We start from the raw sequence: 14,590 nt of genomic DNA, 5'->3' as shown, positions 1-14,590 counted from the left end.
GGAAGCACAATGATCAATATGCAGCGGCTGGGAATCTTCGTCGCCGTCGTCGGGGCTGGCAGTTTTACCGGGGCCGCTCAGACGCTCGGACTTACCCGGGCCGTCGTGAGCTTCAACATCAAACAGCTTGAAGAAGAGCTGGGTGTCTCGTTACTCGTCAGAAGCACCCGACGTGTTTCAGCCACCGATACCGGCGAACGATTTTATCATCGCTGCCTTCAGCTGCTTCAGGATGCGGAAAGCGTGCTGGAGGATGTTCGCGGCGATCACACAGGATTAAGCGGCTCACTAAGGATTACGACTACCCCTGAGTATGGTGCGCGCGTCATCGTGCCAGCCCTGGCTGCGTTTGCGGAAAAACACCCTCAGCTGCGGATACAGCATGTGTCATCGTCTCAGACCGATGACCTTATTGCCGGGCGCTTTGATGTGGCGATACGACTGGGTCATCTTGCCGATTCGACTCATCATGCGCGACGTCTCGATCAGTTTGCGATTTATGCGGTCGCAGCGCCCTCTTATCTCAACACCCTGGCTGACTCCGCCATCCAGAATCCCGAACAGCTCGCGTCAGCAACATGGATAGCGCACAGTCGTCTGTCGACGCCCTTAAGCTGGCAGATAGTGACCCCGGACGGAGAGAGTGTGCTTCTGAGCGCCCGTCACCCCGCCAGGATTGTCGCCGACAGCGCCTCATCTTTACGGGCTTTTGCGTTATCAGGGGCAGGTGTGGCGATCCTGCCTGAGTGGCTTGTCGCAGATGACATTGCGAATGGCGGATTAGTTCGCTTGCTGCCCGATCATCACTTTCCGCAGCAGGGGATTTATGCGCTCTACCCCAATACGCGCCATGTGCCTGAGAAAGTCCGATCGTTTATCGATTTCCTGCATCAGCGGCTCACGTCCCTCAGAGGGTAATGATCCGTCATTAAGCAAAAGTTAATACCGCATAAAAACCCGCTAACCCCTTTATTACTATAAGATTTTGCTCTGGTTCAGTGCGGTTATTCGCTGGTGATGAGAGAACCCCCATGCTATTAAATCTGAGGTCACTATGACATTCACCTGACTCGGGGAAATAAACATGAAAAAGAACGTCTCTCTCGCGTTACTGTTTTCGCTCACCGCTTTCTCACAGGTGGCTCTGGCGCAGCAGACGCTGCGCTTCGGGGTTGACCCGACATTCCCCCCTTTTGAATCTAAGGCGGCAGATGGGTCGCTGCAGGGTTTTGACATTGATATTGGTAATGCCATCTGTGCGCAGGCAAAGGTGAAGTGTCAGTGGGTGCAGATGGGGTTCGACAGCAGCATCCCTGCCCTTCAGGCGAAGAAATTTGATGCCATCCTGTCAGCGATGTCGATGACCGATAAGCGTCGCCAGCAGGTGGCTTTCAGTGACATGCTCTATAACACCCCCAGTGCGTTACTGGCACCGGCGGCCAGTAATCTGACGACCGACGTTGCCACATTACGCGGCAAGACGATCGGGGTGGCTCAGGGCACCATTCAGGAAACGTACGCCAAAACTAAATGGGAAGGCCAGGGCGTGAAAGTCATCTCTTACCCTAATCAGATGGAGGTCTATCCCGATCTGGTTGCCGGGCGTCTCGATGGCAGCCTGGCCAACGCGGTCTCCGCTGAGCAGGGATTTCTCACCACTCAGGAAGGCAAGCCCTACGCCATTAAAGGCACCCTGGTGGATAAAGCGATATTTGGCGATGGTGTGGGTATCGCGTTACGCAAGGGCGATGATGCTAACCTGAAGATGATCAACGCGGCGCTGGCGGAGCTTCATCACAACGGCACCTACGACCAGCTGACCAGAAAGTACTTCAGATTCAGGGTTTACCCGTGACGGTCCCGCGCGACGATTGCAGGCGTCTGGATACTATGGCCTTGCCCGACTATCAGGTTCAGCGCGCACGCTTTCTGGTGGCTGCAGAGCGCACAGGTGCGGTGGTGACCTCTTACCGCCATCCCCTGCCTGGCCCGCAGGGCGAGGCGCTCTATACGGATGTGGCCCGACGGGGTCCTGCCGACGCGTCACGCGTGATGCTGGTTATCTCCGGCATACACGGCGTCGAAGGTTATTATGGTTCGGATTGCCAGATAGACTGGCTGGAGACGCGCGACGAAAACGCGCTCCCTGCTGACACGGCGCTGGTGCTGGTGCATCTGCTTAATCCCTGGGGCGCAGCTCATCTGCGGCGCGTCAATGAAGATAATATCGATCTTAACCGTCATTTTATCGACTTCAGCCAGCCGCTGCCCGCTAACCCCGCCTACGCCGGGTTACACTCCCTATATCATGGCGACCGTGACAGCGCTGATCGGCAGCTGGCCGAAGTCCTGCGTGACACCGGCTGGCAGGCAGTTAAACGCATTGCAGAAGCGGGGCAGTATACGTCTGCTGAAGGCTTTTTCTTTGGTGGAACACAGCCCGCCTGGTCCTTTAACACGATGGCGGAGATCGTTGCGCAGCATCTCTCCGTGGCGAAAACCATCATCAGCTTCGATCTCCACACCGGAGCCGGAGCCTGGGGCCATCCCATGCTGCTCTCCATTGCAGAGCAGCATTATGCCGCCCATGAGTGGGGCAAAGACATTTATAGCGAGTGGCTGACGCTGCTCTATACCGGCGCCGGGCGGGACAGCGCCACCGGCATTACGGCAACCGCAACAGGCTATCTGTCACAGTATCTGCTGACCGCCCTCGACGGTACGCTGATTTTACCGCTGGTGGTCGAATGCGGAACTTATGAAGGGGAAGAGATGCATCGGCGGGTGCGGGACGATCACTGGCTTCATCTCTCTGGCGACCCCGCCAGTGCAGAGGGCCAGAGGATCAAAGCAAACCTTGTCGAAGGATTCTGGCCCTGCGATGCAGACTGGCGGGCGTTAGTGGCTTTCCGCACGCAGCAAATCTTTGAGCGCGGCTGGCGTGCCCTGATTTCACAGTCTGCCGTAAAAAGTCATCCGCGCGGTTTCGGATAGCGCAATGCCGGGCTGCGTGTTGTAAGCCAGCACCGCCAGCATGCGGGTCACCTCACCTTCGGTCGGGGTCACGCGGTGCAGGGCGTTGCGCCCGCGAAACAGCACCAGATCGCCGGGCTCAATCGCCAGGGCCTCGACCGGCTGGCGTTCATCCAGCACCGCCGCGACGCCTGCATAATTCATCTCACCGGCATCGGCATCCCGCAGATCCTTCACATACTGAAACACTCCGCCCGCCTGCGGTTTTTGCACCAGCAGGGTGATAGCAAAAGAGGAGTTGTCAAAGTGCCAGCCCAGCTCCTGGCCGTGAGGCGCATAATGCAGGTTGATCGACGAAAGCGGATCGGCATAGGGATAGAGCGCGTCCTCTCCCAGCACGTCGCACAGGAACTGTTTGAACAGCTCATCCGTATAAAGCTGACGCAGCGGGGAGTCGGTCGCAATAGCGTCATCGGTAATGCAGCCTTTGGTGCTGATCACGTCACGATTGCGCGGATGATCGGCGCTGAAGGCCGCATCAGGTTTCATCAGATAAACGTTATGTTTGCTGAGCGTGTGATAAGCCAGGTGACGCTGCGCGTTGCCCTCCTGAACTATCGCTTCCAGAGCGGCGGTCTGTAAGAACTGACGCAGGACCAGCGCGCCAGCGTGATTTAATTGTTCACGACAGCGGTGACGCCAGCCACGATCGGCCAGCGGATGAAGATCGAGACGAACCAGGGAGTCAGTCATAGCAACAGTTCTCATCATGAGCAGGAGTGATGCTACTCTACCTGTCGCCTGCTAAGCCTGTGTAACGATAAAAACTTAATACCCTGATAAGGAAGCGTTAATGCCTGCCCACTCACCCCGGTTGCCCAAAATCAGTGTTATCCAGTCCTTTAAAGTGGCCGCCGAACTGGGCAGCCTGGCGAAAGCGGCGGCCCAGCTGGCATTGACGCCGGCGGCGGTGAGCCAGCAGATTCGTCAGCTGGAGGAGCAGCTCGGCAGTGCGCTCTTTTTACGCACCCAGAGCGGCGTGATGCTGACTGACACCGGCAAGGCCTATCTGCGCTACGTCACCGAAGCCTTTGATATCCTGCACCTGGGTCAGCAGAATATCCGCCATGCGGCGAAAGCGCCGACACTCACGCTCTATGCCTTACCGGCGCTGGCGTCCAAATGGCTGTTGCCCCGGCTGGCGAGCTGGCGCGCCTGTTGCCCCGATAGCGATCTGTCGTTACACGGCACGCACGCGCAGGTTGATTTCACGGCGATGCCTGCAGACTTCGTCATCTGCTTTGGGGAAGATCGCTATCCGCAGCTGGACAAACAGTGGTTATTCCATGATGAGGTGCTGCCGGTTGCCAGCCCCGCCTTACTCCAGCGCTATACGCCAGAAACGATCTTCCGTCAGGCACCTTTAATTCACCTCGACTGGGGCAATGAGGGCCGGTTTCTGCCGGACTGGCGAAGCTGGTTTCAGGCCAGAGGCGTGGACGAACCGGCTCCGCAGCCCGCATTCAGTTTCAATCTGACCTCGCTGGCAATTGATGCTGCCGTGGCGGGGGCCGGTCTGCTGCTGGGGCAGCGCCGCCTGATCGCGGCGGAGCTGGCGCGGGGCGAACTGGTGATTGTCGACGATTTCAGTCTGCCGCTGAGCAAACCCTATTATCTTGCCTGGCCGCAGCGCACGCTGAGTCAGCCGGGCAGCGAGGCGCTGATCGGCTGGCTGCGTGAAGCGGGCGCAGGCTAAGAAGTGTTCTGCGTGACAGGTGACCCTGTCACGCAGGACTGTTAAGACCGATCTTCAAGAATGATGGCTACCCGCTGTCCTGCCCGCACGGCGCTGCCCGGCTGCACGCTGACCTGCTGAATCACCCCGTCACAGGGGGCCAGCAGCGGAATTTCCATTTTCATCGATTCCAGCACCACCAGCGTATCGCCCGCCTTCACGCGGCACCCCGCTGCCGTCTGAACCTGCCAAAGGTTGCCGGAAACCGGACTTTCAACGCCCTGCTCCCCGGCCTGAAGCGGCGCGTCTCCCGTTTCCGCCACCTCACTCTCCTGCGTGGTGTAATGTGCCTGTCCGCTGGCTAGCCAGCGGTCACGCTCAGCATTGAACGCCTGTTGCTGATGTTGACGAAACGCGCTGATGCTTCCGGCTTCGCGGTCGAGGAAATGCTGATATTCCGCCAGCCGCAGCGTGCCCTGTTCTATGCGCAGCGGATAGCGTCCTACGGGAAAATCGCGACGGATCTGCAGCAGCTCATCAGCCGAAACCGGATAGAAACGAATCTGGTCGAAAAAGCGCAGCAGCCAGGGCTTACCGCCAAAATCGGCGACATCGCGATAGCGATTCCACATCTGCAGCGTGCGGCCAACAAACTGATAGCCGCCAGGCCCTTCCATGCCGTAGACACAGAGATAAGCCCCGCCAATGCCCACCGAGTTTTCGGCTGTCCAGGTGCGTGCCGGATTATATTTCGTGGTGACCAGACGATGGCGGGGATCCAGCGGTGTGGCGACGGGCGCGCCGAGATAGACGTCGCCCAGCCCCATCACCAGATAGCGGGCATCAAACACCGTCTGCCATACGGCTTGTTTATCCGGCAGATCGTTGATCCGGCGGATGAACTCCAGGTTGTCCGGGCACCAGGGGGCGTCCTGCCGCACGGTGGTCATATATTTTTCGACCGCTTTCTGACAGGCGGGATCGTCCCAGGAGAGCGGCAGATGCACCACGCGCGTCGGCACCTGAAGGTCATCACTTGTGCAGACCCCCTCCCACGCCTCCCGCACCCACGCCAGCAGCGCCTCCGGGGTCAGGGTTTCCGGCTGGAAATGGATCTGCAGGGAGCGGATGCCGGGCGTGATATCAACGACCCCCGGACGGGATTGCGCTTCCATCGCCTGCATCAGCGCGTGGATGCGAAAACGCAGCACCAGATCCAGTTCCGGCTCGCCAGCTTCCAGCAGCAGATGCGTATCGCCTGAGAGACGCGCCACCAGACGCTTATCCTTTTCACCGCAGGTCATCACGACAGGCGACGTGAGCGGTGCCGGCTGCCAGGCGATCGCCTGTGGCTCGAGCGTTGCCAGCTCGGCACGTCCTCCTGCGGCCAGTCGGCGGGCGGTGGGAATGTCCACCGCCACAAACTGCACTTTATCACCGGCTTTAAGCTGCCCCAGCTGCCAGAGATCCGCTTCGATGACCGTCACCGGGCAGACGAAGCCGCCCAGACTGGGGCCATCGGGACCGAGAATGACCGGCATGTCGCCGGTGAAATCCACTGCGCCAATCGCGTAAGGATTATCATGAATGTTGGAAGGATGCAGTCCCGCCTCACCCCCGCTCTCGCGGGCCCAGATCGGCTTCGGTCCAATCAGGCGAACACCGGTACGGCTGGAGTTGAAGTGCACTTCCCATTCGGTGGCAAAAAAAGTCCCGATATAGTCGGGCGTAAAAAACTCCGGCGCGCCGTGGGGGCCATAAATCACCCTCAGCGTGCGCACCGCGGCCAGCCCCGTGCAGAGCGAGGCGGGCAGTGATGTGCCCGTCACGTCGGCCGGGCGCGGTGCCAGGTGAAGCACATCGCCGCTGCGCAGCGCCCGGCCTCCGTGTCCGCCGAACTGGCCGAGCGTAAAGGTGCTTTTGCTCCCCAGATAATCCGGCACCTGAATCCCGCCGCTCAGGCAGAGGTAGCTTCTGACGCCTGAACCGGCGATCGCGCCCAGCTTCAGCGTTGAGCCTGCCGGAACAGTAAAGACAGTATTCATCGGCTGATCGACCCCCTCCAGCGTGACGGGGAGCGGCGCTCCGCAGACCACCGCCTGCACATCGGTATTCAGTTTCAGGGTCGGGCCGTTAAGGGTGATCTCAAGCGCGGCATCGCCCTCAGCGTTGCCCAGCAGGCGGTTGCCGAAGCGCAGCGCGCGGTCATCCATCGGCCCCGAAGGGGGCACCCCCACCGCCCAGTAGCCCAGACGGCCGGGATAGTCCTGCACGCTGGTCTGGGTTCCGGCACTCAGCACCTCCAGCGTGGCCGCGTGATAACCGAGCTGCTCCAGACAGCGGGTCCAGGGTTCCCCCGTGGTGAATGGCGCAAAAGCCAGTATCTGCAGCAGATAGAGGCGATTGGTCTCGACGCCATATAACCGGGTTTCCGCCAGCGCCTGAGCCAGCGTGGCAATGGCTTCGTCGCGAGTGGGACAGCAGGCGATGGTTTTCGCCAGCATCGGATCGAAAAAGGGCGGCACTTCACTGCCCGCCTCCACCCAGCGGTCGATACGCAGCGTCTTTCCTCCGGCTGGCGGGAAAAAAACATCGGTCAGCAGACCGGGTGATGGCTGAAACTGCCGTCCCGGATCTTCCGCGTAGATCCGGGCCTGAATGGCGTGGCCCTGTGGTTTCAGCGTGGCGGCTAAACGATCCAGCGGCGGGAGCTCCCCGGCGGCCAGTTCGATCATCCACTGCACCAGGTCAACCCCCCACACCTGCTCCGTGACCCCATGTTCGACCTGAAGGCGGGTGTTCACTTCCAGAAAATAGAAGTGCTGCGCCGCGCTGTCATAGACAAATTCCACCGTTCCGGCGCTGCGATAGTTCACCGCTTTGCCTAGGGCGATGGCGGCGGAACAGAGTGCCTCTGCCATGCCGCCAGGCAGATTGGGTGCAGGTGTCTCTTCAATGACTTTCTGATTACGGCGCTGAACCGAGCAGTCACGCACCCCCAGCGCGATCACTCCGCCTTTGCCATCACCGAAAATCTGTACCTCAAGATGACGGGCGCGTTCGATATATTTTTCGAGAAAGACCCCGGCATCGCTGAAGTTGTTCTGGCCAAGACGCTGCACAGTGTCAAACGCGTCGGCGAGTTCATCCTCATCGCGGCAGACGCGCATACCGATGCCGCCGCCGCCTGCGGTGCTTTTCAGCATGACCGGATAGCCGACCTGGGCCGCTGCCCGGCGGGCTTCATGGCGGTCCGCCAGCAGTTCACTTCCCTCCAGCAGCGGAACGCCTTCGGCTTTTGCCAGAGCGCGTGCCGTGTGTTTCAGGCCGAAAGTACGCAGCTGCTGCGGCGTGGGGCCGACAAAAATCAGGCCCGCCGCCTCGCATGCCTCGGCAAAGGCGGCATTTTCCGAGAGGAAACCGTAGCCGGGGTGGATCGCTTTCGCCCCGCTCTGCCGTGCGGCGGCGATGATCTTCTCCGCCACCAGATAGGTTTGCGCGGCGGGCCCGTCGCCCAGGCTGATCGCGCTATCCGCCTCACGGATATGCAGGCTGCTCAGGTCAGCCTCAGAGTAAACGGCGATGCCTTTCACCTGCATGGCGTGCAGGGTACGCAGAATGCGGCAGGCGATCGCGCCGCGATTGGCAATCAGTAACGTATCAAACATAGGTGATGCTCACAGGGAGGCGGGTCGTCCCGCAGAATTTGCTATTCCCTGGGGCCGTCCCCGGGGATGACCGGCACCTGAACAGTGCAGCGGCGGTAGAGGCAGACAGGCGATCGATCAGAGCGGGAATGTCAGGCCCGGATGTTGCGCTGTCGGATGCAGATTCAGTTCCACACCAGCACCTCTGCAGGCGTCGGGTTCCAGCCGTTGCAGGGGTTATTGAGCTGGGGACAGTTCGAGATGAGCACCATCACGTCACACGCCGCGATCAGATCAACATATTTGCCGGGGGCTGACAGTCCATCTTCAAAGGTCAGCCGCCCTTCCGGCGTCACCGGAACGTTCATAAAAAAGTTGATATTGGCGCCGATGTCGCGCTTGTGAAGGCGGCCATCATGCAGGCAGGCGCAGAGAAAGTTATCCCGGCAGCTATGCATGTAGCGCTTATCGTGGGCATAGCGCACGGTGTTGCTCTCCTGGGAGCAGGCCCCGCCCAGGGTGTCGTGGCGTCCGCAGGTATCGGCAACCAGGGTCAGCAGCGGATTACCGAGATTGGAGTAGAGCACGCTGCCGGTAGTCAGATAGACCTTTCCCTGACGACGCAGGGTGCGCTGGGGATCGTAACGCTCGCGGGGGTTATCGGCGCGATAGAACAGGGTATCGATCGCCTGGTTACCTTCGAGATCGAGCAGCCGCAGCCGCTGCCCTTTTTTGACCTCGAACAGACAGGGCTCCCCGGCCGGGATCACATGACGCCAGACGGCCGTTTCAGGATGATAATCAGGGGTAATCGCTGTCATCACAGCCTCCTTACAGGGAAAAGTGTTGGGTGTTTTGCATGGCGCGCTGATTTTCATCGCGGGTGAAAATGGCGTCGCTGAGGGCCTGACCCGCATCGGCCTGATACCAGTTCAGCTGAATCGGGCGCGGCAGATACTCAGTGGCGGGATCCTGAGGGTGAGGCAGCGCGGTCAGGACGATCAGCACGTCCATCGGCGCATACAGCTCAACAAAATCGCCGGGCTGACTGTTGCCTGAAATGAAGGCAAAGCGTCCCGCCTCATCCACCGTGACTTTGCTGAAAAAGTTCACCACCATCAGCAGGTCTTGCAGGCCGAGATCCCATTTGCCCATCTCCACCAGCAGGTTATCGACGCCGTTACGGTAGAAACCGTTGCGCAGTTCCTGATAGCGTCCGCTGCCGTACTTGTCGTGCGTCTCGGCGGCGTTAAGGACGCCGCCGAACGGGTCATGCCAGCCGCAGCTGTCCGCCACGATAGCCGCCAGGACGCGACCCATATCAGAGTAAAAACAGTGGCCGGTGGTCAGCCGCGCGGTGTGCTGACCCTTAAGGGTGTCGGGCAGGTTCAGCCGTTCACTTTTTTCGTGCGGATTGAGCATCATGGCGCTGACGTTAGCCCCGCCGTCGATATCGGTCAGGCGCAGGATCCCGCCCTTACGCAGGATCAGCGAGGTATGCGCGCCGCCAGGAAGCTGCTCTTCGCGCAGGCTGGGGCCGGAGTGAAAAAGTGCCGTCATTGAGCGTTCTCCTTTAAGGGGTAAATGTTGTCTTTGCGGCCGGTCGCCAGCTGGGACAGCCGCGTTTCGTTGAGCGGAATGTCATAGGTGATACGCGCCCCCCACGCGTTGGGTGCCTGGGGATCGAAGCGCACCTTGTCAAAAACCAGCAGCCGGGTGCCCAGGTTGAACCCTTCTGCAAGGTCGTGCGTGACCATAAAGACGTTCATGCGGGTTTCGCTCCAGAGCTGAAGCAGCAGGGCGTGCATATCTTTGCGGATGCCGGGGTCGAGTGCGCCAAAGGGCTCATCCAGCAGCAGCACCCGTGGCTGCATGACAAACGCCTGGGCAATCGCCAGCCGCTGCTGCATCCCGCCCGACAGCTGCGCCGGATATTTGTCGAGCGCGTGGCTCAGCCCCACTCGCTCCAGCATCTCTCTGGCCTGCTGACGCGCCTGACGTTTTCGGGCGCCCAGTAGCCGGCCCCACAGCGGTGACGCCGGCAGTTCCAGACCGATGGTGACGTTATCCAGCACGTTGAGATGAGGAAAAACCGAGTAGCGCTGAAAGACCACGCCACGACTGCGATCGGGCTCCGCCGGCAGCGGCTCACCATCGAGCGTGATGGTGCCGCGCGTTGGTCGCTCCTGACCGAGCAGCAGCCGTAAGAAGGTCGATTTTCCGCAGCCGGAGGCACCCACCAGCGAGCAGAACTCCCCTTCCCTGACCTGCAGATTGATGCGCTCCAGCACCACGTGATCGCCATATTCCTGCCAGATGTTTTTGATATCGATAAAACTCATTCCCGGCCTCCTTCCGCCCACGGGAAACAGGCTTTGTGCAGCTGACGCAGCGCAAGATCCATCAGCCAGGCCAGCAGGGTTATCCAGATGACATAAGGAATGATGACGTCCATCGCCATGTAGCGGCGGACGAGGAAGATGCGGTAACCCAGCCCGGCGGTGGCAGAGATGGCTTCGGCGGAGATCAGGAACAGCCACGCCGAACCCAGCAGCAGGCGCAGCGAGGTAATGAGTCGCGACAGCAGCTGGGGCAGCACCACCCGCAACACCACCGTCCAGCTGTTCGCGCCCAGCGTCTGGGCTTTGATGAAAAGCTCGATCGGGATCTCCCGAGCCCGCTGTTCCAGGTCGCGGGCCAGCATCGGGGTGATGCCGATGACGATGAGCATCACTTTTGACAGCTCATCCAGCCCGAAGACGATAAACAGCATCGGCAGCAGCGCCAGCGGCGGGATCATCGACACGACGGTCATAAACGGCGACAGCGCCGCGCGGGTCATGGGAAACACCCCGGCGGCAATACCGATGCCCAGGCCGATCAGCGCAGAGATCATCAGGCCCGTCAGCAGACGGGTGAGACTGATCAGCGTATCCGCCCACAGCAGAAACTCACCGCTGCGTTTATCGGGCGTGAACGCCATCCGGTCAACCGCGGCGATCATCTGCGACAGACCGGGCAGCAGTTTATCCTGCGGGTTTGCTTCCAGCCGCACCGCCGAGCTGATAAACCAGGCGGCGATCAGCAAGACAAACGGCAACAGCATCAGCGTCAGGCGCATTCCCTGTCGGGGATAACGGTTAATGTGGCGCATGGCGTAAGCTCCTCAGCCCGGAATTCAGAGCTGGCCTGCCGCGGCCATCTTCAGATAGCTGTCGTCAAAGCGCAGCCTGATGTTGGCTTTGTCCCCGAGGGTCTGGTTGCCGGGAAAGGCCATACCGATAAAGTCAGCGCTTTGCGCACCCTCGCCGAGCAGACCCTTATCAAAAGAGAACGCGGCCACGCGCTGCATGGTTTTTGCCAGGTCGGGCGAGGCGACAAAAGCCTCTGTATCGGCAGGGGTCCAGAACAGATGGGTGGTTTTGAGCTGTGCCTGATAACCGGCGAGGTCAGTGCCGGAATCCGCGGCCATCGCACTCAGCGCCTGGGTATCACCCGCCTGCATTTTTGCCATCATCTCAAACCATGCACCGGTCAGCGCTTTGCCCAGTGCGGGGTTATCGTGGAGGGTTTCTGTGTTCACGACCATCATATCGATCAGCTCGCCCGGCACGGCGGAGGAGCTGAACACTTCTGTGGTCTGCGGACTCTTTTTGATGACGGAAAGCTGTGGGTTCCAGGCCACTGCGGCTTTGACACCGCTGGTGCCGAAGGCGGAGACGATATCGGCATCGGAGGTGTTCACGACCTTAACATCCTTCTCCTGCAGTCCGGCCTTTTCCAGACCGCGCACCAGCAGATAGTGCGATACGGACAGCGCGGGCAGATAAACCGACATGCCTTTCAGGTCGCTGAGTTTTTTATTCACGCCTTTCAGAACGATGCCGTCGTTACCCTCGGAGTAGCTGCCGGTGATCAGCGCCGTGGAATCGACGCCGCCCGCGGCGGGAATGGTCAGGGCATCCATATTTGTCATGGTGCAGCCGTCGAACTGCCCTGCGGTGTACTGGTTGATCGATTCGATATAGTCATTCAGCTGGACGATATTGATTTTAATGCCATATTTGCTGGCCCACTTATCGATGATTTTTTCATTAGCGATCGTGCCCCAGGGCATCCAGCCCGCATAGATGGTCCAGCAGACGTTGAACTCTTTTTTAACTGCGGCGAAAGAGGGCACACTGGTCAGCAGTGCCAGGGAGAGAATGAGCGTGCGGAGAAGGGAAAATGTCTTCATGGTTGACCTCTGGTTGGCACAAAAAAACGGGAGCAGCGCAAGACACCAGATGGTGCCGCTGTCTCCCGGGCTTTTGTCCCGCCGTGTAACCTCGCAGAGGTCGCCAGCTCTCGGACCAGACATTCACCTGCGTGAACCGGAACCCTAGCCAGCTATTCAGTATCAGTTGTGTAGTGCGCTGCTTACTGAACGGGTTATTGCAATTGGCGTACCAGAATTTAAATTCTATTTAATCATGCACTTATAAAGGCTGTAAAACGACAGGCCCCGTGATGGTGAGTCAGCAGCGTGCGTTGCACATAATCAGTGCCGGGATTCACTCCTCTTCACGATGCCATTTCTGAGCGCAGGTGAACTCAGCTGTGACGCGCCTCGCCTGTCGCTAAAACAGCGGTTTCAGGATGTGGATATGCAGGTTCTGGCGAATCGCTTATCAGGGAAGTGAATAGCGTCGGCGCTACGGGCGGGATGAATAACGGCAGCGCGCTGCACCGCCGTTTTGCAAGGGCGTCAGAACTCTTCGGGTTCTCCCGGCAGTGGTTCGGTCAGCGCCTGTCCTTTGACCCCGGCATAGGTAATCACCAGCTCGGCGGGCTCCTCCAGCGTGTAACCGCGGTGCGCACTGTTGACCGTCTCATTCAGCGCTTCTCCGGCGTGGAAGGTACGCTGCTCCCCGCTCGCTTTGTCTTCCACAATCAGGGTGCCTGAAAGGATAAACGCCGCATTCGGCATCGGATGCGTGTGCCACGGCAATGACGTATGGGCAGGCAGTGACAGGCGCATTACGGTCAGTTCCGGCTCGCCGTGCGGATAGGATTCAATGACCTCTCCGTTCCAGGCCTCCCCGCTGCGCATGACTTCAACCGCTTCGATCCCGTTCTTTTCATCTTTTGACATCAGTATTCCCTGTTAACAATCAATGCAATGCTGCGAACCGCAGGCTTTAAGCGTAGAAGAGAATGCGCGGACTGACTGAGGGGATGTTGACCGGATGAGTGCGCCAGAGGAATAAAACCGCCCGGACAGCCGTGAATGGCATCGGTTAATTCACGGGCATAAGCCGCCAGCATGGTGAATTAATGAACAATATCCGGTGTGTGGTTATAAGATATATCCCACCGTCAGTTCGCAACCTGACATTTCTGTATTATCTTTGAAGCCATCAATTCTCTGAGGGATTTCTGATAATGAAAGGTTTGTTTGCCGCATTACTGGCCAGTTCTGTTTTATTATTATCCGCCTGCTCTAAAGATGACGATAACAAAGTCAAAGTGGCGATTAATACCGGGCCGGATGAAGCGATCTGGCAGGTGGTGAAACAGGTTGCAAAAGATAAATATCAGCTCGATGTCGAAGTGCTGAACTTCAATGACTATGTTCTGCCGAACGAAGCGCTGAATAACAAGGAAGTCGACGCCAATGCTTTCCAGAGCCTGCCTTATCTGGAAGATCAGTCTAAAGAGCGCGGCTATAAATTTGCGGTAGTTGGCAAGACGTTCGTCTTCCCGATTGCTGCCTATTCGCACAAAATCAAGAACATCAGTGAGCTGCAGAATGGTGCGACAGTGACCATCTCTAACGAAGCTACCACCCTGGGACGCAGCCTGCTGCTGCTGCAGGCGCAGGGCCTGATTAAGCTGAAAGAGGGTGTGGGTTATTTACCCACCTCACTGGATATCATCGAAAATCCTAAAAACCTGAAACTGGTTGAAGTGGATACGCCGCAGCTGACCCGCACGCTGGATGATCCGAACGTGGCGTTCTCGATCATTAATACCAACTTCTCGGCTCAGGCGGGATTATCCGCTCACCGCGATGGTTTATTTATGGAGAGCGCCTCTTCGCCTTACGTCAATGCGCTGGTTTCACGCGAAGACAATAAAGACAGCGATAAAATTCAGAAGCTGAAAGCGGCGCTGCAGTCGCCTGAAGTCGCGGCTAAAGCGGAAGAAGTTTATAAAGGCGATGCAATTAAAGGCTGGTAATCGCCCGCAATGC

At 58.9% G+C, this 14,590-nt stretch carries 13 protein-coding genes and 1 riboswitch; of the genes, 5 read left to right on the top strand and 8 right to left on the bottom strand.

Annotated elements, in window-relative coordinates:
• The first annotated feature begins 9 nt into the window (after window positions 1–9).
• The 3 genes from S7A_RS19155 to S7A_RS19145 all read left to right on the top strand — a co-directional run bounded on the left by S7A_RS19155 (window position 10) and on the right by S7A_RS19145 (window position 2,994).
• Window positions 10–918, top strand: coding sequence for a LysR family transcriptional regulator (locus S7A_RS19155; RefSeq protein WP_009092985.1), 909 nt, complete (start codon window positions 10–12; stop codon window positions 916–918).
• Between the two features lie 166 nt (window positions 919–1,084).
• A complete protein-coding gene (locus S7A_RS19150) occupies window positions 1,085–1,855 on the top strand; it encodes an ABC transporter substrate-binding protein (RefSeq protein WP_009092984.1) in 771 nt (256 codons plus the stop codon).
• 35 nt (window positions 1,856–1,890) lie between these two features.
• On the top strand, window positions 1,891–2,994 hold the full coding sequence (locus S7A_RS19145) for a DUF2817 domain-containing protein (RefSeq protein WP_009092983.1): 1,104 nt from the start codon (window positions 1,891–1,893) through the stop codon (window positions 2,992–2,994).
• Here S7A_RS19145 and S7A_RS19140 read toward each other — a convergent pair.
• The gene (locus S7A_RS19140; RefSeq protein WP_009092982.1) at window positions 2,953–3,726 is read right to left on the bottom strand and encodes a 2OG-Fe(II) oxygenase family protein; all 774 of its coding nucleotides are present in this window, start codon (window positions 3,724–3,726) and stop codon (window positions 2,953–2,955) included. The two genes, S7A_RS19145 and S7A_RS19140, sit on opposite strands and share 42 nt — an antisense overlap.
• Before the next feature lie 100 nt (window positions 3,727–3,826).
• Here S7A_RS19140 and S7A_RS19135 point away from each other — a divergent pair, with 100 nt between their 5' ends.
• Window positions 3,827–4,729 carry a LysR substrate-binding domain-containing protein gene (locus S7A_RS19135; RefSeq protein WP_009092981.1) on the top strand — a complete coding sequence of 301 codons (903 nt, stop codon included), beginning with the start codon at window positions 3,827–3,829 and terminating at the stop codon, window positions 4,727–4,729.
• Between the two features lie 41 nt (window positions 4,730–4,770).
• On the opposite strand, the gene uca is transcribed toward S7A_RS19135, so the two are convergent.
• The 7 genes from uca to S7A_RS19100 form a co-directional block, all read right to left on the bottom strand.
• Entirely contained in the window at window positions 4,771–8,376 is a 3,606-nt protein-coding gene (uca, locus tag S7A_RS19130; RefSeq protein ID WP_009092980.1) for an urea carboxylase, read from the bottom strand.
• A gap of 164 nt (window positions 8,377–8,540) precedes the next feature.
• Window positions 8,541–9,176: an urea amidolyase associated protein UAAP2 gene (locus tag S7A_RS19125; RefSeq protein WP_009092979.1), complete on the bottom strand. Its 636-nt coding sequence runs from the start codon at window positions 9,174–9,176 to the stop codon at window positions 8,541–8,543.
• Between the two features lie 10 nt (window positions 9,177–9,186).
• Entirely contained in the window at window positions 9,187–9,915 is a 729-nt protein-coding gene (locus S7A_RS19120; protein ID WP_009092978.1) for an urea amidolyase associated protein UAAP1, read from the bottom strand.
• On the bottom strand, window positions 9,912–10,697 hold the full coding sequence (locus tag S7A_RS19115; protein WP_009092977.1) for an ABC transporter ATP-binding protein: 786 nt from the start codon (window positions 10,695–10,697) through the stop codon (window positions 9,912–9,914). Before S7A_RS19115 ends, S7A_RS19120 begins: the two co-directional genes overlap by 4 nt.
• Window positions 10,694–11,509: an ABC transporter permease gene (locus S7A_RS19110; protein ID WP_009092975.1), complete on the bottom strand. Its 816-nt coding sequence runs from the start codon at window positions 11,507–11,509 to the stop codon at window positions 10,694–10,696. The genes S7A_RS19115 and S7A_RS19110 overlap by 4 nt, the downstream gene beginning before the upstream one ends.
• Window positions 11,510–11,533: 24 nt before the next feature.
• Window positions 11,534–12,592 carry a putative urea ABC transporter substrate-binding protein gene (locus S7A_RS19105; protein ID WP_009092974.1) on the bottom strand — a complete coding sequence of 353 codons (1,059 nt, stop codon included), beginning with the start codon at window positions 12,590–12,592 and terminating at the stop codon, window positions 11,534–11,536.
• A 60-nt stretch (window positions 12,593–12,652) separates the two neighbouring features.
• Window positions 12,653–12,751: riboswitch (guanidine-I (ykkC/yxkD leader) on the bottom strand.
• Window positions 12,752–13,102: 351 nt separating this feature from the next.
• Window positions 13,103–13,489 (bottom strand): cupin domain-containing protein, encoded by a 387-nt coding sequence (locus tag S7A_RS19100; RefSeq protein WP_009092973.1) that lies wholly within the window; start codon window positions 13,487–13,489, stop codon window positions 13,103–13,105.
• Window positions 13,490–13,779: 290 nt separating this feature from the next.
• On the opposite strand from S7A_RS19100, the gene S7A_RS19095 reads away from it, so the two are divergent.
• Window positions 13,780–14,577, top strand: coding sequence for a MetQ/NlpA family ABC transporter substrate-binding protein (locus S7A_RS19095; protein ID WP_009092972.1), 798 nt, complete (start codon window positions 13,780–13,782; stop codon window positions 14,575–14,577).
• The last annotated feature ends 13 nt before the right edge of the window (window positions 14,578–14,590 follow it).

It is taken from the genome of Pantoea sp. Sc1, from assembly GCF_000255315.1.
GTDB lineage: Bacteria > Pseudomonadota > Gammaproteobacteria > Enterobacterales > Enterobacteriaceae > Pantoea > Pantoea anthophila.
The sequence above is the reverse complement of the archived record's forward strand: the minus strand, read 5'-3'. Positions and strand labels throughout refer to the sequence as shown.